Source organism: Streptomyces sp. NPDC107538 (assembly GCF_055657445.1).
In genome coordinates this window covers 340,079-365,214 of sequence record NZ_JBVKAY010000005.1, presented here as the reverse complement: position 1 = coordinate 365,214, position 25,136 = coordinate 340,079, and the positions used below count along the sequence as shown (strand labels likewise).

The 25,136-nt window shown below is 71.5% G+C and carries 25 protein-coding genes; 14 read left to right on the top strand and 11 right to left on the bottom strand.

Annotated features, from left to right (window positions below):
- Nucleotides 1–12 precede the first annotated feature (12 nt).
- A complete protein-coding gene (locus tag ACZ7MG_RS20010) occupies nt 13–489 on the top strand; it encodes a nitroreductase/quinone reductase family protein (RefSeq protein WP_471393496.1) in 477 nt (158 codons plus the stop codon).
- 132 nt (nt 490–621) lie between these two features.
- Here the strand turns inward: ACZ7MG_RS20010 and ACZ7MG_RS20005 are convergent, their stop codons facing one another.
- Nucleotides 622–1,269: a TetR family transcriptional regulator gene (locus tag ACZ7MG_RS20005; protein WP_471393498.1), complete on the bottom strand. Its 648-nt coding sequence runs from the start codon at nt 1,267–1,269 to the stop codon at nt 622–624.
- Between the two features lie 448 nt (nt 1,270–1,717).
- On the opposite strand from ACZ7MG_RS20005, the gene kbpA reads away from it, so the two are divergent.
- The 3 genes from kbpA to ACZ7MG_RS19990 all read left to right on the top strand — a co-directional run bounded on the left by kbpA (nt 1,718) and on the right by ACZ7MG_RS19990 (nt 5,618).
- On the top strand, nt 1,718–2,617 hold the full coding sequence (kbpA, locus tag ACZ7MG_RS20000; RefSeq protein WP_471393501.1) for an AfsK-binding protein KbpA: 900 nt from the start codon (nt 1,718–1,720) through the stop codon (nt 2,615–2,617).
- A gap of 350 nt (nt 2,618–2,967) precedes the next feature.
- Entirely contained in the window at nt 2,968–5,310 is a 2,343-nt protein-coding gene (locus tag ACZ7MG_RS19995) for an outer membrane protein assembly factor BamB family protein (protein ID WP_471393502.1), read from the top strand.
- An 80-nt stretch (nt 5,311–5,390) separates the two neighbouring features.
- Nucleotides 5,391–5,618: a type II toxin-antitoxin system VapB family antitoxin gene (locus ACZ7MG_RS19990; RefSeq protein ID WP_471393505.1), complete on the top strand. Its 228-nt coding sequence runs from the start codon at nt 5,391–5,393 to the stop codon at nt 5,616–5,618.
- Nucleotides 5,619–6,067: 449 nt separating this feature from the next.
- On the opposite strand, the gene ACZ7MG_RS19985 is transcribed toward ACZ7MG_RS19990, so the two are convergent.
- The gene (locus ACZ7MG_RS19985; protein WP_471393507.1) at nt 6,068–6,514 is read right to left on the bottom strand and encodes an ATP-binding protein; all 447 of its coding nucleotides are present in this window, start codon (nt 6,512–6,514) and stop codon (nt 6,068–6,070) included.
- A 191-nt stretch (nt 6,515–6,705) separates the two neighbouring features.
- Between ACZ7MG_RS19985 and ACZ7MG_RS19980 the strand changes: the two genes are divergently transcribed.
- From ACZ7MG_RS19980 to ACZ7MG_RS19955, 6 genes are all read left to right on the top strand, one after another.
- Entirely contained in the window at nt 6,706–7,575 is an 870-nt protein-coding gene (locus ACZ7MG_RS19980) for a helix-turn-helix domain-containing protein (protein WP_471393509.1), read from the top strand.
- Complete coding sequence (locus ACZ7MG_RS19975) at nt 7,572–7,781, top strand: DUF397 domain-containing protein (protein ID WP_471393512.1); 210 nt, start codon at nt 7,572–7,574, stop codon at nt 7,779–7,781. Before ACZ7MG_RS19980 ends, ACZ7MG_RS19975 begins: the two co-directional genes overlap by 4 nt.
- Before the next feature lie 82 nt (nt 7,782–7,863).
- The gene (locus ACZ7MG_RS19970) at nt 7,864–8,448 is read left to right on the top strand and encodes a hypothetical protein (RefSeq protein WP_471393885.1); all 585 of its coding nucleotides are present in this window, start codon (nt 7,864–7,866) and stop codon (nt 8,446–8,448) included.
- Between the two features lie 56 nt (nt 8,449–8,504).
- Complete coding sequence (locus ACZ7MG_RS19965; RefSeq protein WP_471393514.1) at nt 8,505–9,251, top strand: RNA polymerase sigma factor; 747 nt, start codon at nt 8,505–8,507, stop codon at nt 9,249–9,251.
- Nucleotides 9,248–10,492: a CU044_5270 family protein gene (locus ACZ7MG_RS19960; protein WP_471393516.1), complete on the top strand. Its 1,245-nt coding sequence runs from the start codon at nt 9,248–9,250 to the stop codon at nt 10,490–10,492. Before ACZ7MG_RS19965 ends, ACZ7MG_RS19960 begins: the two co-directional genes overlap by 4 nt.
- Before the next feature lie 112 nt (nt 10,493–10,604).
- Nucleotides 10,605–11,123: a hypothetical protein gene (locus tag ACZ7MG_RS19955; RefSeq protein ID WP_471393518.1), complete on the top strand. Its 519-nt coding sequence runs from the start codon at nt 10,605–10,607 to the stop codon at nt 11,121–11,123.
- A gap of 20 nt (nt 11,124–11,143) precedes the next feature.
- On the opposite strand, the gene ACZ7MG_RS19950 is transcribed toward ACZ7MG_RS19955, so the two are convergent.
- From ACZ7MG_RS19950 to ACZ7MG_RS19940, 3 genes are read right to left on the bottom strand one after another with little or no spacing between them, the layout of a single operon-like run.
- Entirely contained in the window at nt 11,144–11,929 is a 786-nt protein-coding gene (locus tag ACZ7MG_RS19950; RefSeq protein ID WP_471393521.1) for an enoyl-CoA hydratase/isomerase family protein, read from the bottom strand.
- Nucleotides 11,926–12,342 carry a Zn-ribbon domain-containing OB-fold protein gene (locus ACZ7MG_RS19945; protein ID WP_471393888.1) on the bottom strand — a complete coding sequence of 139 codons (417 nt, stop codon included), beginning with the start codon at nt 12,340–12,342 and terminating at the stop codon, nt 11,926–11,928. Before ACZ7MG_RS19945 ends, ACZ7MG_RS19950 begins: the two co-directional genes overlap by 4 nt.
- A gap of 21 nt (nt 12,343–12,363) precedes the next feature.
- Nucleotides 12,364–13,512 carry a lipid-transfer protein gene (locus tag ACZ7MG_RS19940; protein ID WP_471393523.1) on the bottom strand — a complete coding sequence of 383 codons (1,149 nt, stop codon included), beginning with the start codon at nt 13,510–13,512 and terminating at the stop codon, nt 12,364–12,366.
- A 138-nt stretch (nt 13,513–13,650) separates the two neighbouring features.
- Here ACZ7MG_RS19940 and ACZ7MG_RS19935 point away from each other — a divergent pair, with 138 nt between their 5' ends.
- A complete protein-coding gene (locus ACZ7MG_RS19935; RefSeq protein WP_471393890.1) occupies nt 13,651–15,306 on the top strand; it encodes a fatty acid--CoA ligase family protein in 1,656 nt (551 codons plus the stop codon).
- A 38-nt stretch (nt 15,307–15,344) separates the two neighbouring features.
- On the opposite strand, the gene ACZ7MG_RS19930 is transcribed toward ACZ7MG_RS19935, so the two are convergent.
- The 3 genes from ACZ7MG_RS19930 to afsR form a co-directional block, all read right to left on the bottom strand.
- Nucleotides 15,345–15,782 carry a DUF6247 family protein gene (locus ACZ7MG_RS19930; RefSeq protein ID WP_471393526.1) on the bottom strand — a complete coding sequence of 146 codons (438 nt, stop codon included), beginning with the start codon at nt 15,780–15,782 and terminating at the stop codon, nt 15,345–15,347.
- Between the two features lie 70 nt (nt 15,783–15,852).
- Nucleotides 15,853–16,101, bottom strand: a complete 249-nt coding sequence (locus ACZ7MG_RS19925) for a hypothetical protein (protein WP_471393528.1) — start codon at nt 16,099–16,101, stop codon at nt 15,853–15,855.
- 295 nt (nt 16,102–16,396) lie between these two features.
- Nucleotides 16,397–19,402, bottom strand: coding sequence for an SARP-family global regulator AfsR (gene afsR / locus ACZ7MG_RS19920; protein ID WP_471393531.1), 3,006 nt, complete (start codon nt 19,400–19,402; stop codon nt 16,397–16,399).
- 189 nt (nt 19,403–19,591) lie between these two features.
- On the opposite strand from afsR, the gene ACZ7MG_RS19915 reads away from it, so the two are divergent.
- Both ACZ7MG_RS19915 and ACZ7MG_RS19910 read left to right on the top strand, forming a co-directional pair.
- Nucleotides 19,592–20,896: an amidohydrolase family protein gene (locus ACZ7MG_RS19915; protein WP_471393533.1), complete on the top strand. Its 1,305-nt coding sequence runs from the start codon at nt 19,592–19,594 to the stop codon at nt 20,894–20,896.
- A 197-nt stretch (nt 20,897–21,093) separates the two neighbouring features.
- Entirely contained in the window at nt 21,094–22,050 is a 957-nt protein-coding gene (locus ACZ7MG_RS19910; protein WP_471393535.1) for an LLM class F420-dependent oxidoreductase, read from the top strand.
- Nucleotides 22,051–22,153: 103 nt separating this feature from the next.
- Here ACZ7MG_RS19910 and ACZ7MG_RS19905 read toward each other — a convergent pair whose 3' ends face one another.
- The 3 genes from ACZ7MG_RS19905 to ACZ7MG_RS19895 all read right to left on the bottom strand — a co-directional run bounded on the left by ACZ7MG_RS19905 (nt 22,154) and on the right by ACZ7MG_RS19895 (nt 24,012).
- The gene (locus tag ACZ7MG_RS19905; protein WP_471393538.1) at nt 22,154–22,552 is read right to left on the bottom strand and encodes a hypothetical protein; all 399 of its coding nucleotides are present in this window, start codon (nt 22,550–22,552) and stop codon (nt 22,154–22,156) included.
- A gap of 171 nt (nt 22,553–22,723) precedes the next feature.
- Entirely contained in the window at nt 22,724–23,173 is a 450-nt protein-coding gene (locus ACZ7MG_RS19900) for a hypothetical protein (RefSeq protein ID WP_471393541.1), read from the bottom strand.
- 38 nt (nt 23,174–23,211) lie between these two features.
- A complete protein-coding gene (locus tag ACZ7MG_RS19895; protein ID WP_471393543.1) occupies nt 23,212–24,012 on the bottom strand; it encodes a hypothetical protein in 801 nt (266 codons plus the stop codon).
- A 359-nt stretch (nt 24,013–24,371) separates the two neighbouring features.
- Here ACZ7MG_RS19895 and ACZ7MG_RS19890 point away from each other — a divergent pair, with 359 nt between their 5' ends.
- On the top strand, nt 24,372–25,049 hold the full coding sequence (locus ACZ7MG_RS19890) for a LuxR C-terminal-related transcriptional regulator (RefSeq protein WP_471393893.1): 678 nt from the start codon (nt 24,372–24,374) through the stop codon (nt 25,047–25,049).
- The last annotated feature ends 87 nt before the right edge of the window (nt 25,050–25,136 follow it).

The window sequence follows — 25,136 nt, the reverse complement described above, 5'->3', positions numbered from 1 at the left end:
GGGAGCAGAGGTATGGCCGGGATGGGTGTGCGGCTGGTGCAGAAGGTGTCGTCGGCCCCGGTGTTCGCCCGGGTCGCGCCGCATGTCATCCCGGCGCTGGACCGGGCCGTGCACCGGGTCACCCGGGGGCGGGTGCTGCTCAGCGCGCAGCTGCTGCCCGGGGTGGTCCTGACGGCGACCGGGGCGCGCAGCGGGGTGCCGCGGCGGACTCCGCTGGCCTGTATGCCTGAGGAGGGGAAGGGCAGTTGGGTGCTCGTCGGGTCGAACTTCGGCCGCCCCGGGCACCCCGCCTGGAGCGCCAACCTGCTGGCCCACCCCGACGCCGAGATCAACTGGAAGGGCCAGGACATCCCCGTCACCGCGCATCTGCTGGCGGGTGCGGAACGGGCCGCCGCGTGGCAGGAGTTGCTGCGGTTCTGGCCGCCGTACTCGACGTATCAGGCCCGGGTGGACCGGGAGATACGGGTGTTCCGGATCGTACGGCGGTGAGGGCGCCCCCTGGCCCGGTCGCCGTCCCCCGAGTCTTCAAGTCCCCCTGAACGCGGCAGGCGGCACGCCTCGGTGGAGGGTGCCGGCTGCGTGACAGGAATCGCGTCCGGGGCGTGCCCGGGTGCTCCCGCCCTACTTCGTGGGTTTCTTGCCGGTGATGCCCAGGTGGACCAACAGGGCCAGGTTGGGCTTCAGTTCGGCCTGCTTGACGCCCCAGGTCTGGAAACCCTTCTGGTGTCCGGAGACCGAGGCGAGCATCGCGACGAGGGAACCGGCGACGGCCCCCGGGTTGACGTCCTTGTCGACGCGGCCCTTGGCCTGGAGTTCGGCGACCGTCTCCGAGAGGGAGTTGGTGACCGAGTTCAGGATCTTCATCCGGATCTTGTAGAAGCGTTTGTCGCCCTCGGCGGCGCCCAGGTCGACGACGCGGAGGATCGCGTCGTTCTTGCGCCAGAACTCCAGGAAGCCGTCGACGAGTTCCTGGGCGGTCTGCCAGCCGGCCTTGCCGACCCAGGAGCGGCCTTCGAGGAGGCTCGTCAAGGTGGCGCCCTCGGTGGCCATTTGCTCGGCGATCTCCAGGACGGCGCCCTCGACGTCCGGGAAGTACTGGTAGAAGGTCGCGGGTGAAGTGCCCGCCTTCCGGGCGACATCAATGACTTTGACGTCCCGGTAGGGCGACGAGCTGAGCATCTCGCTGAGGCAGTCGAGCAGCTTCTGCCGGGTCGCCTGCCCTCGTCGGCCGGCCACGCGGCCGTCGACGGTACGCACTTGTCCTGTCATGCCGTCAGCTTACCGAGGGGTGATCGGAGCGCGATTCGGCCGACTGCAAATGGGGAGTGGGGGCTTTCACCAAGGGGTTCGCCGGGAGACCGCCGGGCGCGTTGGCGTATTTCTTTCGCCCCCGCCGTGCCCTCCGGGTGGGGGCGGGTGGGTGAGCGGGGGTTCGGGTGCGTTTTCGGGTGCGGGTCCGGTGGGGGCTGGTCGCGCAGTTCCCCGCGCCCCTGAAAAGCAGGGGCTGCGCCCCCTGCTTTTCATCCCCGCCACCGGTCGCCTTCAGGCCGCGGAGGCCTGGTCTTTCAGGCCCGCAGGGGCCTGGTCGTTTAGGGGCGCGGGGAACTGCGCGAGCAACCCCCACTCACCCGCACCCGGCGACGCACCCGTACCCCCGAGCTCCCTCCGCGCGAGATCCCGACGCGCGCATCCCCAGGGTCCCCCTTAGCTTGGCCCTATGGCCGATGAGACGGGAGTCGCCGCCGACACGGGAAGCCCGTATCCCGAGGGTGTGCCCTGCTGGGTGGATGCCCAGTTGCCTGACGTGGAGGCGGGGAAGCGTTTCTACGGGGAACTCTTCGGGTGGGCCTTCAAGGTCGCACCCGGCGACGGCGCGCACGAGGTGTGGGCGCACATCGAGGGCGCCCCCGTCGCCGCCCTCGCGCCCAAGCCCGACGGCCGCCTCCCCACCGTGTGGACCGTGCACTTCGCGACCCCGGACGCGTTCGCGCTCACCGCCCGGATCACCGCGGCCGGCGGTCAGGTGATCACCCCGCCGACCCCGGTCGGCACGCTCGGCACGGCCGCGCTGGCCACCGACCCGGAGAACGCCGTCTTCGGTCTCTGGCAGGCCGGGACGCACCACGGGTTCGGCCGCCGCCACGAGCCCGGCACGTTCGTCTGGGCCGAGCTGTACACACGGGACACCCAGGCGGCCAACTCCTTCTACGCGCACCTCTTCCACGACGCGCTCTTCGGCCCGGACGCGGCCCCGGACTTCGGCCGGGCGACCCTCACGGACGTCTTCCCGGCCGAGATGCCCCCGCACTTCCTGGTCCACTTCGGGACGGACGACTGCGAGGCCGCGCTCGGGACCGTCAGCCGGCTGGGGGGCCGGGTACAGGTGCCGCCGTTCGAGACCTCGTACGGAAATGTGGCGGTCGTCACGGACAATCAAGGGGCGTCGTTCGCGCTGCTCCAGCGGAGGAACGCGGGCGGCTGGCGGGAGGCGTCGCAGGGGTCGGATCAGGTCGAACAGCGTCCGGACGAGCTGCGGCAGCAGGGGGACGGGGAGGCCGAGGACGAGACCCCGGCGGGCGGCGAGCGCGGGGCGCGCGGTCCGGCGGACGACGGCTGACCAGCGAGAAGGCGGTGGGCGACCGGGAGCGGGGGCGCGGGTCGGGCCGTACGCTCCCGGGGGCGTGACGGGGGAGTGACCAGGGGGTTGCGCGGGCGGACGTACGGGGTTGTGCGCCGGTGGTACGCGGCCCGCCGAACTGTCCCACCATCCGGGCTCCCGCTTCCCGAGAGGCGGACGACGTGGTTTTGTCCTGAGACACCCCGTTCCGCGCCCGGGTTAGCAACCTGCCCCCGGTAGCAGGAAGAATCGGGGTGCGTGCCGCCAGGGCGGTGCGGTGGTGAGACGCTGCACGGGGTCGCGTACAACTACGAGGACGACGCGGTCCGTACGGGGAGGTGGCAGGGCAAGTGGTGGATCAGCTGACGCAGCACGATCCGCGGCGGATCGGGCCGTTCGAGGTGCTGGGACGGCTGGGTGCCGGCGGCATGGGGCTGGTCTATCTGGCGCGCTCCGCGTCGGGCCGGCGGGTGGCGATCAAGACCGTGCGGACGGAACTGGCGGAGGACCAGCTCTTCCGGGTCCGTTTCACCCGCGAGGTCGAGGCGGCCCGCGCGGTGTCCGGCTTCTACACGGCCGCCGTGGTCGACGCCGACCCCCGCGCCGCCGTGCCGTGGCTGGCGACCGCGTACGTCCCCGCGCCCTCCCTCGAAGAGATAGTGAACGACTGCGGACCGATGCCGGTCCAGGCCGTCCGCTGGTTCGCCGCGGGTGTGGCCGAGGCCCTGCAGTCCATCCACGGCGCCGGACTCGTCCACCGCGACCTGAAGCCGTCCAACGTGCTCGTCGTCGAGGACGGGCCGCGCGTGATCGACTTCGGTATCGCCTCCGGCGTTTCGAACACGCGTTTGACGATGACGAACGTCGCCGTCGGGACGCCCGCGTACATGTCGCCCGAGCAGGCGAAGGACTCACGGAGCGTCACCGGCGCGAGCGATGTCTTCTCGCTCGGCTCGATGCTGGTGTTCGCCGCCACCGGGCACGCGCCGTTCCACGGGGCCAACCCCGTCGAGACCGTCTTCATGCTGCTGCGGGAGGGGCCGGACCTCTCCGGGCTTCCGGAGGATCTGCGCCCCCTCATCGAGTCCTGTATGCAGATGGACCCGACCGCGCGCCCCAACCCCGCCGACCTCCAGGCCCAGCTGGCGCCCCATCTCTTCGGCTCCGGCTCGGACGACAGCGGTACGGCGTCGGCGTGGCTGCCTGAGAAGGCGGTCAGCCTGATCGAGACCCGCCGCGGCGGCCGTGCGGCGCCCAAACAGCAGACCTCCGCCGGTCGCAGCGGCGGCGGGGCCCGTCCCGCGCCCGTACCGCCGCCCCCGCCCTCGTACGACCCCGCGCCCGTCGGTCTCGGCGCCCCCGACACCGGGCCGGTACGGCTCGCCGGCGGGCAGGTGCCCATCGGTCCCGGTCCGCGGGTCGCCGACGCCCGCGCCGCCGCCGTGAAGGCGCCGCCTCCCGAGGCCGGCCTCGCCGCCTCCTGGTCCCGGCCGCGCGCCGGTGTGAACGGCGCCGACCCCGCGCCCTCCGCGACCGCCCCGCCCGCCCCCGAACCGGCCGCCTCCGGCTGGCGCCCCTGGCGTTTCCGCATGTCGAACGACGTCTGGGGCACCCCGTCGGTCGCCGACGACCTCGTCTACGTCACCTCCTTCGAGGTGCACGCCCTGGATGTGGCCACCGGTCGGCGCCGCTTCAAGACCCGGGACGTCGCCTGGTCGATGGCGGTCGCGGACGGCCGTATCCACGCCTCCGACGGCCCGACCCTCTTCGCGCTCGACGCCCGCGAGGGCGCGGACCTGTGGCGGCTGTCCACGGAGGCCTGGGTGTACTCCCTGAAGGCCGACCGGGGCACGGTCGTCACCGCGACGCGGGGCGGCGGCGTCCAGGGCTGGGAGGCCTCCAACGGGCAGAAGCTGTGGGAGCTGACCGGCGCGCAGACCGACTTCGAGTCGCCGGAGGCCGGGCCGGTCGTCCAGGACGGCACGGTGTACGTCTGGAAGGACGCCCGGCTGCGCGCGCTGGAGGCCCGTACGGGTGAGGAGCGCTGGTCGTACCCCATCGGCGACGCGGCGTCCTGCGGCGGCGTCCCGGTCCGGCTGACCCCGGCCTCGGACGGCTACGTCTACATCTCCGCGGGCAGCCGGGTCCTCGCCATCGACATCGCGGGCGGGCATGTCCGCTGGCACTTCGAGGCACCGGCGGTGTTCCTGTCCGCGCCCACGTTCGCGCCGGGCCCGGCGGTCACGGGCGGCGGCGTCTACCTCGCCGACTACCTCGGCACGGTCTACGCCCTCGACGCGACGGACGGCCGCGACCGCTGGCGCATCGCGACCGAGTCCCGCTCCGCGGTGGACCCGGTCCTCGTCGCCGCCGGACACGTCCACGTCGGCAGCGGCAAGGGCCTCTACACCCTCGACGCGGTCACGGGCACGCCCAAGTGGCGCTTCCAGGCGGGCGGCGAGATCGTCGGCTCCCCGTCGGTCGCGGACGGCCGTATCCACTTCGGCTCCACGGACCACTTGCTCTACACCCTGAAGGCCGACGACGGCCGCCTCCGCTGGAAGCTCGCCACGGGCGGCGAGATCACCGGCTCCCCCGTCGTCAAGGACGGTGTCGTGTACGCGTGCAGCAAGGACCGCTGCGTGTACGCCCTGGACGCGGAGAAGGGGACGGGGACGGCGCGGACGTCGTAGGGGCGCCGGTGAGCAGGCGGCGGCGTGGTGCTGGGGCGTGCCTGGACCCGGAGACCGGGTCTCCACGCGAAGGGAGTCCATTGGCCAGAACCGTCATCGACCTCGATGAAGAAATGGTCGCCGAGGCCATGCGCATCTTCGGTGCCAGAACGAAGGCGGAAGCCGTCCGTCTGGCGATGGAGGACACCGTGAAGAGGCACCTCCGGCAGGAGGGCTTCGACGCGATCGAGGCCGGCGAATTCGACTTCAGCGAGATCGTCGAGAACACCGGGCCGCGCAACGCGGACGGTTCCCTCCAGCGTGCTTGACGCGGGGAAGTCGTCATCGCCTCTCTCGATCGCGCGAGCGTACGGTTCTGGCAGCCGCGCGGTGCCGGTCGGCGAGCCGCGCCGAGTCGTGACAGTGGCGGCTCGGTGTGCGGCGGCATTCGTGGCAGACGAGGACGTGGTCGAGCCAGTCGTCGAACGCGGCTCTGACCGGGGACGGGCCTGGGGGCGGGGCATGCGCTTCGTTCAGGCCCATTTCGGCGGCCTCTCTCCCAAGTGGGCCGTCACGTACGGCCGTACGAGGTCCCGTTCGGTGTGCTCGGGAGGCTCGGCGGGTGGGTTCACGTGTGCACGGGGTGGATTCCAGCAGGGGTCGCGGGGCGGCATCGGCAACCACCGTCCGTAGGCCGCCCAGTGGCTTGCCGCGCGGGCGGCCCAGCGGCGCCACCGGGCGCGTTCGGGGTTGAGCGGCGCAGGGGGCGCCGGGGGCGTCAACTGCCGCACGGTGACTGCTCCCCGGGCAGCACGAAGTAGGCCCACACGCACTTGGTGAAAGGCCGTACGTCGTGGCCCCACCGCTCGGACAGCGCGTGCACGAGTACGAGTCCGCGCCCGCCGTCGCCCTCCGGGGTGCCCTCGGTGTAGGGCGCCGGAAGTCGCTCCCGGTCGGGGTCCGACACCTCAAGCAGCAGCCCACAGCCCCGGATGGAAACGGCCACCTCGATCTCGGCGAGGGGCACTCGGCAGTGGCGTACGGCGTTGGTGACCAGCTCGGTCGCCACGGTCGCGATGTCATCGGCGAGTTCGGCGTCGACGGCCCAGTCCTTGAGGACGCGCCGCACGTTGGCACGGGCTTCGGGGACGTGTCTTCTGCGCTTGGGGATACGGAAGCTGTCGCGACGCGGGTGGGTGTGGCTGCGGGCGGTGGGTGCGGGCATGGCGAGGGACCCCCTGACGTGTCGTCAAGACCGGCCGCTGGGGAGCGGCGCGTGCTTCGAAGCTAGGTCCAAATTCGGGACTCGTGCAATGAGAACGACTGAATACATGCACCGGTGCGGCTCGATGGAGTGATGCGGTCCTACGGTTGACGCCGGACGTGGCATGGTTTCCGGAGGAGAGGGGAGCGTTCATGCCCGCAGGTGGACGGCCGACCGTGCGCAGTAGGCGGTTGGGATCGGCGCTGAGGAGCTACCGGCTGACGGCCAAGCTCGACCAGCCGCAAGCAGCCGAGGTGATCGCGTCGAGTCAGGCCAGGATCAGCCGCATCGAGACAGGGCACGCCACCCCTCGCGTCATCGAGGTGCGGCTGCTGCTGGATGCGTACGGCATGGCCGACCTGGAAGTCCGCGACAAGCTGGAGGACTTGGCCAAGCACTCGAAGAACCGGGGCTGGTGGCTCGAACACGCGGAGCATCTACGGCCGGACTACCTCGACCACATCGCGTTGGAGGACGACGCGACGTACATCCGTGAATGGTCTCCGGTGCTGGTGCCAGGGCTTCTGCAGACCCAGGCCTACGCGGAGGCGGTCATCTCGGAGACACCCCACTACATCGCTCCGGACCGGATCGCCCATCTGGTGAAGGTGCGTACGGGGAGGCAGGCGAAGATCGAGGAGGGCGGTGCGACGTACGCCGTCATCATCTGGGAGGCGGTGATCACGCATCCTGTGGTGAGCCCCGAACTCCATCGGGAGCAGCTCACCAGGATCCTGGAGGTGGGGAAGCGGAAGAACGTCACCGTGCAGGTGCTGCCGTTCAGCGCGGGAGCGCTGGCAGGGCTCACCGATCCCTTCTCCTCCTTCAGCTTCGAAGCCGAGCCGGTCGTCGAAGCGGTGACCCTGGAGAACCTGCGCGGCACTTCGGTCCTCGAAGCACCCGAGGACCTCGCGGCTTACGCCCATGCGCACGACCATCTACGATCGGCAGCACTGGCACCCGACGCCAGTGCGCGGCTCGTCCGGAGCGCACTGCGAAGTAGCAAGGAAGACGCATCGTGACCGAGGTCATAGGCCCCTTCCGGAAGTCCTCCCACTCCGGAGGGGAGGGCAACTGCGTCAAGGTCGCCCCCCTCCCCACCGGCGCCCGAGCCGTCCGCGACAGCAAGGACCCCGGCCGCCCCCTCCTCCACTTCGGCCCCGACAGCTGGCACGCCTTCCTCGACGGGGCCAAGGGCGGAGCCTTTGGCTGGGCGGCCGTGTCCTAGGTGGCTGGAGAAAGCTTTGCGGGACGGGTTTTCCGACGGGTTCTTCACGCGGCTGGCGCACGAAGCGCATCCCGTGGACCTGATGTGTCTCTATCTGCGGCATGGCTCGGTCGAACGGATCCCCGGTCTGTTGGCCGGACGGGAGACGTTGTCGTTCGAGTACCTGAGTCGGCGCGTCCGCGCCGTGGACCGCTGGACCCATGACGACGCGGACACGTTCTCGCTCCGCGTCAGGAGGAAAATCCGCGGGCGGCTGTACGGCCTGGAGTTCAGGATCTATTTCATCGGCGGTGAGCCGTATGCCGACGCGGTGATTCCGTTCGGCGCGGCTGTCGACCTGCCCCGGTTCATGCACCGGTTCCGTGCGCACTACGCCTCTGGAGGAGCCCCGGGTGACTGGGACTTCGACGTGTACACCGATGTGCGTGATCTGCGGGAGAGTGTCGTGCTGTTCGGCAACCACCGCGAGGCCTGGTTCCAGGTCCACCGGGGCCGGCTGGTGACCGGCCGCCTGCACGGGAACCGGTTCGGGACGAACGCCCAACTCCACGCGGGAGGAGTGATGTTCCCCGACCGCCTCGCCGCCGTCGCGGCCACCTCGGCCGAAGCCCGGGCATACCGGCGGTATGTGGCCAGGCTCCGCGATCCACTTCCCCTGCCCCTGTAATAAGTGGGCCCCCGCGCGCATTGCTCGGTGAGACAGCCGAGATGAAGGGGCGGCGCGTGACGGATGCGCAACGGTTCAGGGAGATCTACGAGGAGTGCTATCCACGCGTCCTCGCCTATGCCACCAGCCTCGTGGGGCGGCAGGTGGGGGAGGACATCACCAGCGAGACGTTCACCGTGGCGTGGCGGCGGGTGCGGGACATGCCCGACCCCGCGCTGCCATGGCTGCTCGGCGTCGCGCGCAACCTGGTGCGTGAGCTGCGGCGGAGGGACAGTCATCAGTACACCCTCGCCGCCGAGGAGGCCCGCCGGATCGGCCGGGGTGAACACGCCGACGTCGGCGATGTCGCGGCGGACGTCACCGACCGGGCCGCCGCGCTGCAGGCACTCGCGAGCCTGTCCGACGCCGACCGGGAACTGCTGACGCTCATCGCCTGGCACGGGCTGAGCACCAAGCAGGCCGCACGCGTCCTCGGCTGCACCACCGCGACGCTGACCGTCCGGCTGCACCGGGCCCGCCGCCGGCTGGAGAGGGCCTTGGAAGCCCTGGATCCGACACAGCGGGCGGACAACACGGCCACGGCACCCGCACGGGATGCGGCACCCGCACGAGATGCGGCACCCGCACGAGGCGCGGCACCCGCACGAGGCGCGGCATCCGCATGGGGCGCGAAGCTCGCACCGGACGCGGCACCCGCACGAGACGCGGCACCCGCACCGGACACCGCACCGGCACGAGACACCGCACCCGCCCCACTCGCCCACACCCCCCGCCGCCCCGGCCGAAAGGGAGCACTCACGTGAACACTCGTACACACAACACCCGTGGACGGTCCGGGCGTACCGACGTCATGGCCGTGCTCGCCGACGCGCGGCCCGACGAGCTGGACCCGTCCCGGCTCGCGGGATCCGCGCGGCAGCGGGCGGACCTGGCGCGGATCATGGCCATGGCCGAGGCGGCGGACGAGCGCCCGGCGCGGGGCGGGGTGCCGGGGTGGTTCCGGGGCGGGATCCGGCCGCTCGGGGCCATGGCCGCCCTCGCGGCCGTCACCGCGTCCGCCGTGGTGGTGAGCACGCTCGACCGGGATCCGCTGGGCGTACGCCCCGGCGCACCCGCGCAGACCTCCGCCGCCGAGCCGGACTCGTCGACCGCCGATGTCCGCCTCGAACTGCTCAGCGCGGCGAAGAAGGCCGGCGCGGCGGCCGGTACGGGGACGTACTGGCAGACCACCACCCGCTCGGAGGACGTGAACGTCGTGGGCGCGGCCGGAGGCAAGGGCGGGCTCTTCGCCGTGCGTGACACGGGGACCTCGGAGTGGTCGGTGGGCGTGCGCCCGGGGACCCGGAGTCTGATGGTCACCGGTCTGGACGCCGAGATCACCCCCAGGACCGAGGCTGACGAGGCCCGCTGGAAGGCCGCCGGTTCCCCCGCGTCGCTGGAGGCGGAGGTCCCCGGGAACGAGGGCGGCGGCACGCTCGGGTACACCCTCGGCACCCGCCCGCCGCTGGTGATGCGGACGGACGCCGACGACAAGATCTATGCCATTGGTCCCCGGAATGTTTCCTACCAGGACCTGCTCGAACTCCCCTCCGACACCGCCGAGTTGCGCCGAGCGCTGGAGCGCGGGTACGCGGAGGAGGGCGACGGCGCCGAGATCACCGACCGTACGGCCTATGTGCTGCGCCAGGCGGCCGACCTCATCACCATGCCGGTGAAGCCCGCCGTCCGGGCCGCCGCGTACCGGGTGATCGCGGAGCAGCCCGGCGTCCGGGGGCTGGGGCGGGTCGCCGATCCGCTCGGGCGCGAGGGTGTCGGCGTCGCGTTCCCCGGTACCCACGCGACACCGCTGGGGAGCGTGGAACAGCGGGTGATCGTGGACCCGGCCACCGGCGAACTGCTCTGCGACCTGCTCGTCCTGACCGAACCCTCCGCCAGGGCCGGGGAGGCCGGTCTCGACGCCGGCACGACAGTCAACTACACGGCCACGACCAGCATGGGCTGGGGCGAGCGGCAGATCACGGTGCCGGAGGACGCCCGGAACTGAGTGCGGTCGGCTGGTCCCCCGTGCTGTTAGGGTGACGTGCGCCTGTCAGCGGAGTGATCGTGTTTGCGGGCGTATACATCAAAGTGACGCTACTCAACGGGGGTTGAGCAACGTGAAATCTCGTCATGTCCGGGCTGTCGCCGTCTTCGGTATCGCCGTCTTCGCCCTGACCGGAGCCCGCGGCTCCAGCGGGGGAGGCTGCTCCGGCGGCTCCTCCTCGTCCCACTCGTCCGGCTCGTCCAGCTCCAGCGGTGGGAGTGACAGCGACAGCAGCAGCGGGGGCACGACCACCACGGGCGGGAGCACCACCACGGGGACGGGTGGGACGTCCAGCGAGCAGCGGAGGCTCGCGCGGGATCTGCAGATCGAGGCCTGTGAGTACGACAACGGCCCGGTCGCCCGTGTCCGCGCCACCAACAGTTCGGGCAGCAACTACACCTACAGTTTCGATGTCGAGTTCACGGACGCGAGCGGGAGCGTCCTCCACACCGCTGAGGACAACGGGATCCTTTCCGTGCCCGCGGGTTCGTCCGACTTCATCGAGGTCACTGTGCCCGCGAGCGTCGTGAGCGACAGCGACTTCGGCGGCGGCAGCTGCAAGCTCGCCGATCTGTCGGGCTACGCCGCGTGAGCGGCTGACAGCCGGCGTTTCTACCTGATCCAGGGCTTGCGGGCCGTCGTCCGGCGGCCCGCGAACAGCCCGGACTGGCGGTCCTCCGGCAGGTTGCCCAGCGACACCAGGTGCGGGGCGTACGCCAGCGCGTGCGCCCTCGCCGCCTCCCGGGCCGACCAGCAGGCGCGCACCGTGCCCTGGACGGCCTCCGGGGGATACCCGGCGATGACCTCGGCGCAGCGCACAGCCGCGGCGACCGACTCGCCGGGTTCCGTCACCTCCGACACCAGGCCCACCTCGTACGCCCGGCGCGCGGACATCCGCTCGGCGGTGCCCATCAGCGCCATCCGGGCGGCCTCCCCGTACGGCATGCGCTGGGCCATCAGGATCGACTCGAAGGCGCTGACCATGCCGTAGGTGGTGTGGGGGTCGAAGAAGGTGGCGGCGGGGTCGGCGACGAGGAAGTCCGCCTCGCCGAGCAGGTAGAAGGCGCCTCCGCAGGCCATGCCGTTCACGGCTGCGATCAGTGGTTTCCAGAGGTCGTTCGACTTGGGGCCTACGCGGAGGAGCGGGTCCTCGATCGTGTAGGGGGAGTTCGGTTGGGGGACCGCCGAGGCCGCGTCCCGGTCCAGGCCCGTGCAGAAGGCGCGGTCGCCGGCGCCGGTCACGACGATCGCCCGTACGGTGTCGTCGTATCTCAACTCCCGCCACGCGAGGGTGAGTTGCTCTGCCGTCGGTAGGTCGATCGCGTTCAGTTTCTCCGGGCGGTTCAGGGTCAGGAGCGCTACGCCCGTGTCCTTGTCCGTCGTCGTCAGCAGGGTCATGGGCGCTCCAGTACCCACTGGGGGAGGCCCGTGGACGTGAACACCACCTGCACCCTCGCGCCGATCCGGATCCGCTCCACCGGTACCGAGTCCAGACGGGCGCCCGGGGCGGTCACCAGGTTGCCGACCAGGCGGATGCGGGGGGCGTCGAGGAGTTCGACGAGGACGACGTTGTACGGGGCCTGCTCGGCGTAGTCCGGGAGGAGGGGTGGATGGGGGCGGACGTACGACCAGATGCGGCCCCGGCCGCCGACCCGGTGCCAGTCGGTCGCGAAGGAGCGGCAGTGGGGGCAGCAGGGGCGGGGCGGGAAACGGGGTTCGCCGCAGTCGGCGCAGGCCTGGACGCGGAGTTCGCCCCGGGCGGCGTACCTCCAGAAGGGGGCGCCGTCGTCGTCCACGACGGGGGACAGCAGGGACACGGTTCGCTCAACTCCTCAGTTCCTCAGTAGCAGGGCCGATGTCGGGACACCCTCGCCCGCCGTGACCAGGCACGTCGCCGCGTCCGGTACCTGGGCGGTGCTCGTGCCGCGCAGCTGCCGGACGCCCTCGGTGATCAGGTTGAAGCCGTGGACGTACGCCTCGCTGAGGCCGCCGCCGGAGGTGTTGAGGGGCAGCCGGCCGCCGATCTCCAGGGCGCCGCCCTCGGTGTAGGCGCCGCCCTCGCCGCGTGCGCAGAAGCCGTAGCCCTCCAGGGAGAGGGGGATGAGGGCGGTGAACGCGTCGTAGATCTGGGCGACGTCGATGTCGTCCGGGGTGAGGTCCGCGTGTTTCCAGAGGTGGCGGGCGGCGGTCCAGGCGGGGCCGGTCAGCGGGTCGTCGTTCCAGTAGTTGACCATGCCGTGGTGCTGGGCGGGCAGGCCCTGGGCGGCGGAGTGGACGTAGACGGGGGTGCGGCGGCAGTCGCGGGCGCGCTCGGCGCTCACCACCACGCACGCCAACGCCCCGTCCGTTTCGAGGCAGTTGTCGAAGAGGCAGAGGGGCTCGCTGATCCAGCGGGAGTTCATGTACATCTCGCGGGTCAGCGGGCGGTCGTACATCATCGCGGCCGGGTTCTGGTTGGCGCGGTTGCGGCAGGCCAGGGCGACGTTGAAGAGGTGGTCGCGGGTGGTGCCGTACTCGTGCATATGGCGGCGGGCCAGCATGGCTATCTCGTCGGCGGGGCGGAGCAGGCCGTAGGGGCGGGTCCACTGGGCGGGCGTGGGGAGTTGGACCGTGGTGTTCTTCCACGGGCGGGGGCCCGAGCCGCGTTTGCGGGACCGCCAGGCGACGCCGACCGTGGCCTGGCCGGTGGCGATCGCGGCGGCGAGATGCGCGACCGTGGCGCACGAACCGCCGCCGCCGTAGCCGACCTTGCTGAAGAAGGTGAGGTCGCCGAAGCCGACCGCCTTCGCCACCTCGACCTCGTCCGTCTCCTCCATCGTGTAGGAGGCGAGCGCGTCCACCTCGTCGGGCGCGATACCCGCGTCGTCGAGTGCGGCGAGGATCGCTCGGCACGCCAACGCCCGTTCATTCTCCGGGAGTTGCTTGGCAAAAGGGGTCTGGCCGATGCCGACGATCGCCGTCGCGTCCTTGAGTACGGTCATGGGCGCACACCTCCGCACAGGCAAGGACACTGGGGGATTCCGGCTGCTGACAGTCCGTCAGCGTACAGCTAATCTGACGGGTAGTCAGCTACGGAGTCAGCTACTGGTTTCTCGGTACGGAGGCCTGCTGTGAGCGCTGTGAGCGGTGACGTGGAGGGGCGCGGAGACCTGGTGTGGGGGACCGTCCCGGGGCTGGTCCGCTCGGCGGCCGAGCGGTTCGGCGGGGTCGAGGCCGTCGTCGACGGGCGTACGCGGGTGTCGTACGCGGAGCTGGGCGCGCGGGTCGAGCGCGCGGCGGCGGCGTGTGTCGCCAACGGGGTCCGGGTCGGCGACCGGGTCGCGCTCTGGGCGCCCAACTCCCTCGACTGGATCGTGTCCGCGCTCGGCGCGGTCTCGGCGGGCGCGGTGCTCGTGCCGCTCAACACCCGCTTCAAGGGCGGCGAGGCGGCGGACGTGCTCGCGCGCAGCCGGGCGAAGCTGCTGTTCATCACCGGGACGTTCCTGGGGACGTCGTACGTGGCCTCGCTCCGGCGCGCGGCGGGCGCGGACGGGGGGCGGCTGCGGGCGCCGGGCGCCGGGAGCGTGTGCGAGCGGCCGGGGCCGCTGCCCGGGCTCCCGCATCTGGAGCAGGTGGTGGTGCTCTCGGACGACGCGCCCGCCGACTTCCGCACCTGGAAGGACTTCCTCGCGAGCGGTGACGGGGTGGGGGCGGCGGAGGTACGGGCGCGGTCGGCCGAGCTGACGGGCGACTCGCCCTCCGACCTCGTCTTCACCTCCGGCACGACCGGCCGCCCCAAGGGCGCGGTGATCACCCACGCGCAGACGCTGCGGGCGTACGAGGTGTGGTGCGACCTCGCCGGACTCCGGCAGGGCGACCGCTATCTCATCGTGAACCCGTTCTTCCACACCTTCGGCTACAAGGCGGGCGTGATCGCCTGCCTGATGCGGGGCGCGACGATGATCCCGCAGCCGGTGTTCAACGTGGAGACGGCGATGGCGAACGTGGCGGCCGAGCGGGTCTCCGTCCTCCCCGGCCCGCCCACCCTCCACCAGTCCCTCCTGGACCACCCCGCCCGCGACGACTACGACCTCGGCGCGCTGCGGCTGGTGGTGACGGGCGCGGCGGTGGTGCCGCTGCGGCTGGTCGAACAACTGCGGGCGGAGCTGCGGGTGGAGACCGTACTGACGGCGTACGGGCTCTCCGAGGCGTCCGGCATCGTGACGATGTGCCGGCGCGGCGACGAGCCGTCGGTGATCGCGTCGACGTCCGGGCGGGCGATCCCGGGGACGGAGGTGCGGGTCGTCGATCCGCTGGGGTCCGCCCTGCCGCCCGGTACACCCGGGGAGGTCCTCGTCCGTGGCTTCAACGTCATGCGCGGCTACTTCGAGGACCCCGCCGAGACCGCCCGCGCGGTCACCGCCGACGGCTGGCTCCGCACGGGGGACGTGGGGGTGCTCGACGAGGACGGCAACCTCCGGATCACCGACCGGATCAAGGACATGTTCATCGTCGGCGGCTTCAACGCGTACCCGGCCGAGATCGAGCAACTGCTGGGCCTGCACCCGGATGTGGCGGACGTCGCCGTCATCGGCGTACCGGACGCGCGGCTCGGCGAGGTCGGCAAGGCGTACGTCGTACGGCGGCCGGGGTCCCTCCTCACCTCCGACGACCTGATCGCCTGGTCCCGCCGCGAGATGGCCAACTACAAGGTGCCGAGGGCGGTGGACTTCCTGGCGGAGCTGCCGCGGAACGCGAGCGGGAAGGTGGTGAAGGGGGAGTTGCGGGGGAGGTGAGAGGCCCGGGGGCCGGCCGGGATCGGGTGCGGCCGGGCTCAGCCCGTGGTGAGTGACTCCCGGGCGGTGGCGTGGAGGGTGTGGATCTCGTCCATGGCCTCGCGCCAGGCGGGGTCGTCGGGGTCGACGGTGCGGGCGGTGTGTTCGGCGGCGCGCAGCCGGGCGGCGGTGGCGGGGACCCTGGCGATCTCGACGGCCACGGCCCAGGTCTCCAGGAACCGGGTGATCGGGCCGAGGCTGCCCGTGCGGGCGGCCACGGTGATCGCCTCGTCCTTCTGCCGTTCCATCTCGGGGAGGCGGTGCGGGGCCACCCGCTCCAGGGCCGCGCGCAGTGCCGGTGGTGTCCGCTCCGGCCGTGGGGCGACGGGAGCGCCGGGCCCGGCCTCCGTTGCGACCATCGTGGTCCCTTCCTCGGTCACACCGGTGACGACGCGGCTGATCACGCCGCTGATCGCGCCGGTTCGGTTCCCGGACACACCTCGGCCGCGGTGGCTCCCCCTCCGCGCCACCGCGGCCGATCCCCGTGGGTACGGAAGTCCGGTGTGCCTACTTGCCGCCGTCGAGGTCGAGGGCGGGCGGGGCGGGCATGCTGTTGTCCAGGGTGGTGAGGGCGTCGGTGTCGACCGGCTCGCTGGGCATGCTGTTGTCCAGCGGCTTGACCACCGGGTTCTTCTTCGGCGGCGTGGGCATGCTGTTGTCCATCGTCGTGATGGTCTCGGCCTCGGACCTGGCCGGCTCGCCGGGCATGCTGTTGTCCAGCGTGGTGACGTCCGAGTCCGTCTTCTTGTCGCTCATGGCCTGTGTTCCTCTGCTGTGGTGACCAGTCAGGAACGCCCGTCCGGAAGCTCCCCCGAGGGCCGCCGGACGGGCGTGTCGGAGCCGCACCCTAACCGGTTGCGCTCCCGTTCAGACCGCCTGCCCCCCGACGCGACGGTCTGGCACGTAAGAGACTGCCGGGCGGAGATAAACGAATGCTGAACGGCCTCGATCGCGCCGCCGATCGACCACGACCGCCCCCGCGCGACCGAGCCCTTCCCCGCGCGACCGCGCCCTTTCCCCGCGCGCGCCCCGCCCGTGCGCGGCCCCGCGCTCAGGCCGCCGTGGAGGGGGCGATCAGGGCGCGCACGGCGGCGGCCTCCTCGGCGGCACCGCTCTGTTCGTACAGGTTGATCGCGTCCCGCCAGCAGGCGTTCGCCCGGTCCGTCTGTCCGACCGTGGACAGGGCCCGCCCGAGGAGCGTCACGATGTGACCGCGCATCCGGTCGCCCCCGACACAGCCCAGCGCGAGCGCCTGTTCGGCGTGCTGGGCGGCGCGCGCGGGGCGTTGGGCGGCGAGGTGCACCTCGGCCTTGCGGAAGTGGGTGTTCCCCTCCCAGAGCCGCTGCCGGTGCTCGGCGAAGATGTACTGGGCGTCCGAGAACTGATCGAGCGCCTCGCTGTGACGGCCCGCGCTGGTCAGCGCCAGACCGAGGGCGAGATGCGCGTTGCCGCGGCGCATGGGCCGGCCCATCTCGGCGTGCACGTCGAGGCTGTGCCGGGCGATCTCGATCGCCTTCGTGACGTTGCCCATGCCCAGGTACGCCCGGGAGAGGTTGGCCAGGGTCACCGCCTCGTTGAGCCGGTTGCCGGCCGCCCGGTAGCCCTCGATCGCCTGCTCCAGGAAGGTCTTGCCGTCCGTGTAGCGGCCCTGGTGCATGGAGATGAGTCCCCAGTCGTTGGCCACCCAGCTGGAGGCGACGTCCTGGGCGCTGGCCGTGAGGTCCATGGCGAGCTGTGCCTGGTCCCCGGCCTGCTGGATGCGTCCCGAGACCAGTAAGACGTTGGTCAGCATCGTGCGCGCCCGGCCCTCCGCCCGCACGTCCCCCGCCGCCCGCGTCGCGTCGCACATCGCGCGCGCCGTGGCCTCGTACTGGTGGGAGTTGGCGCCGGACTCCGTGAGGTCCTTCGCGGCCCACAGCAGATCGACCGCGCGGCGCAGCCGGTCCGTGCCGGCGGACTGGCGGACGCAGGCCAGCAGACAGGCCGCCTCGTTGTAGAGCCAGTCGAGCGCGGCGGAGCCCTCGGCGAAGCGCAGGCCCGGATAGTCGGTGGGCTCCAGGTGGTCCACGAGCCGGTCGCCGGGACGTTCGATCGCGTACACCCGCGACGCCGTCGCCAGATAGAAGTCCAGCAGCCGCGACATCGCCGACTCCCGCTCGCTCGGCGGCTGTTCGTCGCGTTCCGCGCATGCACGCGCGTAGAGGCGGACGAGATCGTGGAAGCGGTAGCGGCCGGGGGCGGCGGATTCCAGGAGGGAGGTGTCGACGAGGATTTCGAGCAGGTCCTCGGTGTCCTCCTGCGGCAGATCCAGTACGGCGGCCGCGGCGGCCAGGGAGATGTCGGGGCCGTCGGCGAGGCCGAGGAGGCGGAACGCCCGTGCCTGGGCCGGTTCCAGCTGGCCGTAGCCCAGTTCGAAGGTGGCCTTCACCGCCAGGTCGCCGGCCTGGAGTTCGTCCAGGCGGCGGCGCTCGTCCGCCAGCTTCGCCGCCAGGACGGACACCGTCCAGGTGCGGCGCGCCGCGAGGCGGGAGGCCGCGATGCGGAGGGCGAGGGGAAGGAAACCGCAGGCGGCGACGACATCGAGCGCGGCCTTGCGCTCCGCCGCGACCCGCTCCTCGCCGACGATCTTCGTGAAGAGCTGGAGCGCCTCGTCGGGTGACATCACATCGAGGTCGACGAGATGGGCCCCGGCCAGGTCCACCATGCGCACCCGGGCGGTGACGAGGGCCGCGCAGCCCGCCGTACCGGGCAGCAGGGGCCGTACCTGGGCGGCGTCCCGCGCGTTGTCGAGCAGGACCAGCACCCGGCGGCCGTCCAGGACGGACCGGTACAGCGCGGCCCGCTCCTCCAGGGAGTCGGGGATCGCGGAGTCGGCCGTGCCGAGCGCCCGCAGGAACGAGCCGAGGACCGTCTCCGGCTCGGCGGGCCGGGCGCCGGCGCCCTGGAGGTCGACGTACAGCTGGCCGTCCGGGAAGTCCGCTCTGGCCCGGTGCGCCACATGCACCGCGAGGGTCGTCTTGCCGACCCCGCCGATGCCCGCCAGCGCGGACACGGCCATCACCTGGCCCTCGGCGCCGGACGCCTCCGCCAACACCTTCCTCAGGTCGCCCACGAAGGAAGCGCGGCCGGTGAAGTCCGGGACGGTGGCGGGGAGTTGAGCGGGGCGGACCGGGGTGGCGGCGGGTTCCGGGGCGAGCGGCGCGGAGGGTTCGGCCAGGCCCGGGTCCGCCTGAAGGATGCGCTGCTGCAACTCCCGCAGCCCCGGGCGCGGGTCCACGCCCAGCTCGTCGGCGAGCAGCCGGCGGGTGTCGGCGTACACCGCGAGGGCCTCCGCCTGCCGCCCGCTGCGGTACAGCGCCAGCATCAGCAGTTCGCGCAGCCGCTCCCGCAAAGGGTGCGCGGCGGTGAGGGCGGTCAGCTCCGAGACCGCCTCCGCGTGGCAGCCCTGCTCCAGGTCCATGTCCAGCCTGGTCTCGACGAGTTGGAGCCGCCACTCGTCGAGCCGGGCCCGCTGCGTCTCCGCGTACGGCCCCGGAACGCTCGCCAGGACCTCCCCGTCCCACAACCCCAGCGCCTTGTTGAGGAGTTGGCGGGCATGGCACAGATCGCCGGAGCTCTTGGCCTTCTCCGCGTCGGCCGCCAGCTCCTGGGCGACCGCGAGGTCCAGCGCGCCGCCGGCCGGCCCGCGGACCGCGTACCCGCCGGACTCGCTGACCAGGACGTCCGGGGAGAGCGCCTTGCGCAGCCGCGAGGCGTACGTCCGTACGGCGGCCAGCGCCTGCGACGGCGGATCGTCGCCCCACAGGGCGTCGATCAGCTCGCTCGCGGTGGCCGTCCGCCCCTCGCGCAGCAACAGTGCGGCCAGCAGGGCGCGTTGCTGGGGCGAACCGGTGGCCAGGGGTTCGGCTCCGCGCCAGGCCCGTACGGGACCGAGCACGCTGAAGCGCAGCTCGGCCGAGGCCTGGGCGTCCGGTTGCGGAAGCTCAGCGGCCACGGCAACCCTTTGCTCCGGCACTCGCGGCCCACCGACCTCCGGCACTCCCGGTTCACCGCCCATCGACAGCCCCCTAAGGCTTACCTGACAACCAGGCCAGTTTGCCTTGTTCATGGCAGATCCGTCAGCCGTGCGAGAGGTCGATCACAGGGAGGCGCGCGGGATATCACGAGGCTCACACACGTTCTTCGCAGCCGGGTTGTCGGTGAACCATTACTGACGGGTCGTCAGATCAGCGCTACCGTGGCGGACATGGACACCATGGAGACGAGCGCCAAGGATCCCGCCCCTACCCCCGGCCCTGCCCCCGACGCCGCCCGCGCCCCGGCGGACGCCGATCCGGTCCCCTTCCCGAAGATCATCTCCGTCGACGACCACACGGTGGAGCCGCCGCACGTCTGGCAGGACCGGCTGCCGAAGAAGTACCTGGACATCGGGCCCCGCGTGGTCCGCGCGCCGTTGAAGGAGATGACGTTCCTCGGCGGCCGCTTCAAGCCCGTCATGGGCGCCCCCGGCGACGACGGCCCGATCGGCGACTGGTGGGTCTACGAGGACCTGCACCGCCCGCTGACCCGCCTGGACACGGCGGTGGGATACAGCAGGGACGAGATCAAACTGGAGATCATCACCTACGAGCAGATGCGCCCCGGCTCGTACGACGTCCCGCAGCGGCTCGCGGACATGGACGTCAACCACGTCCAGTCGGCCCTCTGCTTCCCGACCTTCCCGCGCTTCTGTGGCCAGACGTTCACCGAGGCCGCCGACCATGAGCTGGGGCTGCTCGGGGTCCGGGCGTACAACGACTGGATGGTGGAGGAGTGGTGCGGGCCGCAGGCTCAGGGGCGCCTGATCCCCCTCACCCTCATCCCCCTCTGGGACGCGGAGCTGGCGGCGGCGGAGGTGCGCCGCAACGCGGCCCGCGGGGTCCGGGCGGTGGCCTTCTCCGAGATACCCCCGCACCTGGGCCTGCCCTCCGTCCACACCGACGACTGGGACCCCTTCCTCGCCGCCTGCGACGAGACGGGCACGGTCGTGGCGATGCACATCGGCTCGTCCAGCCGGATGCCGTCCACGTCGGCGGACGCGCCGCCCGCCGTGGGCTCGACGATCACCTTCGCCAACTGCTGCTTCTCGATGGTCGACTGGCTGATGAGCGGCAAGTTCGAACGCTTCCCCAACCTCAAGGTCATGTACGCGGAGGGGCAGATCGGCTGGATCCCCTACATCCTGGAGCGCGCGGACGTGGTGTGGGAGGAGAACCGGGGCTGGGGTGGCGTCGCCGACAAGGTCCACCGGCCGCCGTCCGAACTCTTCGCCGACCACGTCTACGGCTGCTTCTTCGACGACGCGTTCGGGCTCCGCAACCTCGACGCGATCGGCGTCGGCAATGTCCTCTACGAGACCGACTACCCCCACTCCGACTCCACCTGGCCCGAGTCCCGGCAGGTCGGGGAGGCGCAGATGGGGCACCTGGACGCGGACGTGGTGGACCGCATCGTGCGCCGCAACGCGATCGAGTTGCTGGGGCTCACGGGGGAGGGGCTCTGGGCGGGGTAGGGGGTGGGGGTGATGTTCGGGGGGTGAGATGCGGGGTGCGTTGCCGGGTGTGCGTCCGGTGGGGCTTCTCGCGCAGTTCCCCGCGCCCCTGAAAAGCAGGGGCTGCGCCCCGTGCTTTTCACGCTGAGCGGCCGAAGCGTTGGCTGACGGACACCGAGGACCCAACGGACCCAACGGACCCATCACCAGGAGTGACCGTGCGAACACCTCAGGACAGCGGCCCGGGTCGGCCCGGCCGACTCGCCTACGGAATACAGCTCCCCGTCCAGTCCCAGAGCACCCTCTACGCCGAGCCCTGGGAGGCGGACGCCGGTCCGGAGGACCTGGCCGAGATCGCGCGGGCCGCCGACCGGGCGGGGTTCGCGTACATCGCCGTCTGCGACCACGTGGCCATCCCGCGCCGCCTCGCCCCCGCGATGGGCACGGTCTGGTACGACCCGGTCGCCACGCTCGCCTACCTGGCCGCCGTCACCGAACGGGTCCGGCTGCTCAGCCATGTCGCGGTCGTCGGCCTGCGCCACCCCCTCCTCACCGCCAAGCAGTACGCCACCCTCGACCATCTCTCCGGGGGCCGGCTGATCCTCGGTGTGGGCGCCGGACACGTCCGGGAGGAGTTCGAGGCGCTGGGGGTGGACTTCGACCGCCGGGGAGCCGTGCTGGACGAGTGTGTCGACGCGCTGCGGGCCGCCCTGGGCCCGGACGAATTCCCCTCCCACCACGGCAAGTCGTACGACTTCGAGGACCTGGGCCAGCGCCCCCGCCCCGCCCAGGACCGGGTACCGGTCTGGGTGGGCGGTTCGTCCCCCGCCGCCGTACGCCGGGCCGCCGTCCGTGGCGACGGCTGGCTCCCCCAGGGCGACCCCCGCGACCGTCTCCCGGCTCAGATCACCCGCCTCCGCCGGCTCCGGGAGAAGTCCGGCGTCACGACCCCCCTCACCATCGGCGCGATCACCGAGCCGCTGTACGTGGGCGAGCCGAACCGGGACGTCGGCCACCGCACCCTCACGGGCAGCCCGACCGCGATCGCCGAGTCCTTGCGGGCGTACGGGGCGATGGGGGTGGACCAGATCCAGGTGCGCTTCCGCAGCCGTAGTCGGGACGAACTCACGGATCAGGTCGGGCAGTTCGGTGAGGAGGTGGCCCCGTTGCTGTGAGGACTGCGGGGCCGGCCCCGTCTCTCACCCCGCCCGACAAGCCGTGACGGCCCGCCGGACGAACCGGCGAGCCGTCACGGACGACGTGGATCTAGATCTGGATCTAGGCCACGCCCGAGCCGTACCCGAAGTGGGCCGTGTTGCTGCCCCAGTACTCGTACACGGTCACGTTGACGGCCGTCTCCTCCAGGAAGAAGTTGCCGATCGCCGGCTCGCATTCCCCGTTGTTGGACGGATCGGTCACGACGTACGCGACGGCGCCGTCACCGTCGTAGCCCTGCACCACGGCCTCGGTACCGCGGCCGTCGGTCGTGTTGTCGCAGACGGTGATCTTCTCGAGGCCCGGGTAGCCGTTCAGATCGGCGTCGAAGTACACGGCACCGCTCGAATTGCTCGTGTACACCCAGCCGCTGTTGGACGACGCGTGTGCCTGGGTGGCGAGGCCGATCGTCGACATCAGCGCGATTCCGGCCACCATCGAGGCTCTTCGCAACGTTCGCATGATTCCCTCCCGTTTCTGCTTCGCCTCCGTCGGAGGCACCGAGAATTCAGCTGTGGGAGATCTTTCGTCCGTGCGATGACCCTGGCAAGGCGGTGGCAGGGGTTGTGGACGCTGCGGCAACCGGCTGTGAACTCTGTGGCAACGAAGGGGAGTTGAGGCCCATGGTGTACCTCAGTCGGCGGTCGGCCACATCTGGACAACCCACACCTCAAGGGGATCGTCGTGCGGCCCTTCGGGAGGGAAGGGGTCCAGTGACAGCGAAGCCTCGACATGATCCCGCCCTCGGCAGAGCAGCCGCAGGTGATAGCGCCCCGGCTGCAGCCGGATCTCGCCGTAGCAGACGCCATTCAGGTCGAGCACCGAGAGGCGATCGGCCATCGGAGAACGGAAAGCCCGTTCGTACTCCCAAGTGCCTGATGGCCGAGAAGCGGGACCGTCCCACACCTCCAATCGCACCAGTGGGTAGAAATCGTTGTCGCTGGAGGTGAGACTCCAGCCTTCCCCGGGGATCTGAACAAGGTCGTCCTCAGCCGGCGCCTGTTCGAAGAGGATGGGGCCGATCTGGATGGTCCTGTAGAACACACGCGGACGGACATCAACAGCGTCGATCATGGTGGGCACTTACTTTTCCCCTCGTCGAGCGAGCAGGACCCCTCAGGCTAGCCCCGACCTGAGAGATCGCGTGACGAGCGCCAAGGCTGACCCCAACTCACCGGTCGCATCAGGTGCAGATCCTCTCCCCAGGCGTCCAGCACCGTGCCGTGTCCTGCCCCTCGGGCGACGGATTCGACCCGGGCGAAGAGACGGCGCTGTGCGGGTGCGTCGGCCGTGTCCGAGATGTGGGCCAGGGCGTCGAGGAGGGTGGCCGTGTTCCAGTCGGGGAGGGGGAACCGGGTCAGTTCCCACTCCAGGTACTTGTTGTAGGGGCGGGGTCGGCGGTCCAGCGCGAAGAGGAACTCCAGCAGGGAGGGGATGCTGTCGGCGGCGTCTAGGCGGGCCGCGAGGGGGTGTCCGTCGCGGGCGTTCTTGAGGGCGCGGTAGAGGGAGTTGGCGTAGGCGTCGAGCCAGGCGCCCGCCTGCTGGAAGGCCTCGTCCGGGTCGAGCCGGGCCTTGGCGGCCAGGACGCGGGCGATCTCTCCGTCCAGGCGGTCGAGGACGATCCGGGCGCGGGCGAGGGCGTAGCGCTCGAAGCCGGGCATGCCGACGGCGCGGAACTCGTCGAGGGTGAGGAGGACGAGGTCGAGTTCCGGGGTGCGGTGGCCCGCGAAGCGGGTGGTGAGGTCCGTGGGACGCGTGGGCGCGTCGTTGGCCAGGACGACGTACAGATCGTGGTCCGAGTGGACGGTGGGCATGCCCTCGTGGGCCTGGGAGCCCTTGAGGACGAGGCCGACCACGGCCGGGTCGGCGGCGGCGAGTTCGATGAACTCCCGGTAGGACATGGTGGATTGACGAGGCGTCATGGTGCGAACTCCGGTGTGACGGTGGCGGACATGGCCAACCGGGCGGCCCCGGGACTCGCCGGGGTCACCCGCACCCTCTGCGGTGGCACACGGCCAACCGCCCGTCGGATCAACGCACGTGGGGAGCCTAGCGGCGGACCGGTCGTCGCGCAGGGCTCGTACCGGAGATCGGCCCCGGACTGAATTATTGAATGTTCGAGCAATTTACGCCGGAGCCACGTATGTAAGGGCGTCATGGCTTCGGCGGAAGGACCCGCGAGGTGCGATCCCCCCGGCACGTCAGAACGTCCCAGCACGCAGGCACCACCGGTTCGGCTGTTCCCGTACGTCCGCCCCGGCTCCCCGCTCACCATCCCCGCATACCGGCGCAGCCCTCCACCGGCCCTGACTCCGGCGGCCTGTCCGTCGCGCTCGCCTGCGCCGAGGAGCAGTGGCCGCACGACGACTGGCCGGCCCCCGACGACCAGTACGTCGACAGCGCGCTGCACGTCCCGCCGCCGTACCGCGCGCTGCCCGAGACCGAGGTGGACGTCGTGGTTCTGCGCTGCGAGGACCCCTCGGTGTCCTTCGCGGCGCTGCTGAAGGCCATGGGTTCCATGAGCGCGCCGGTGATCGTCGTCAGCCCGAGGCGGGACCCCGAGACGGTGGTGGAGGTGTTCCGGGGCGGGGCCGGATATCTCGTCGAGGGCGACTACTGCACCTGCATGCTCTCCTCGGCGGTCGTCGCCGCCACGGTCGGCCACACCTATCTCTCGCCCGCCGCCTGCTCCGCCCTCCGGGACGCGGCCCGACGGATGCCCGGCCAGGAGGAAGCGGCGAGAGAGCGGCTGCGCTCCCTGCTCTCCCCGCGGGAACGCCAGATCATGGAACTGCTCTCCACCGGCCTCGGCGCCCAGGAGATCGGACTGCGGCTGCGGCTCAGCGAGAAGACCGTCCGCAACAACCTCAGCAACATCTACGCCAAGCTCGACGCCCGGGGGAGTACGGAGGCCGTCCTGCGCTGGCTCGGCGCGACGACCCCCGGGGTTCGCGTCTGAGAACGATCAGAGAAACGTCGTAAAAGACGCCGGAGAAAAACGGCCAATGGCGAGAAGACGAGGCCCCCGCGCACATGCACGGGGGCC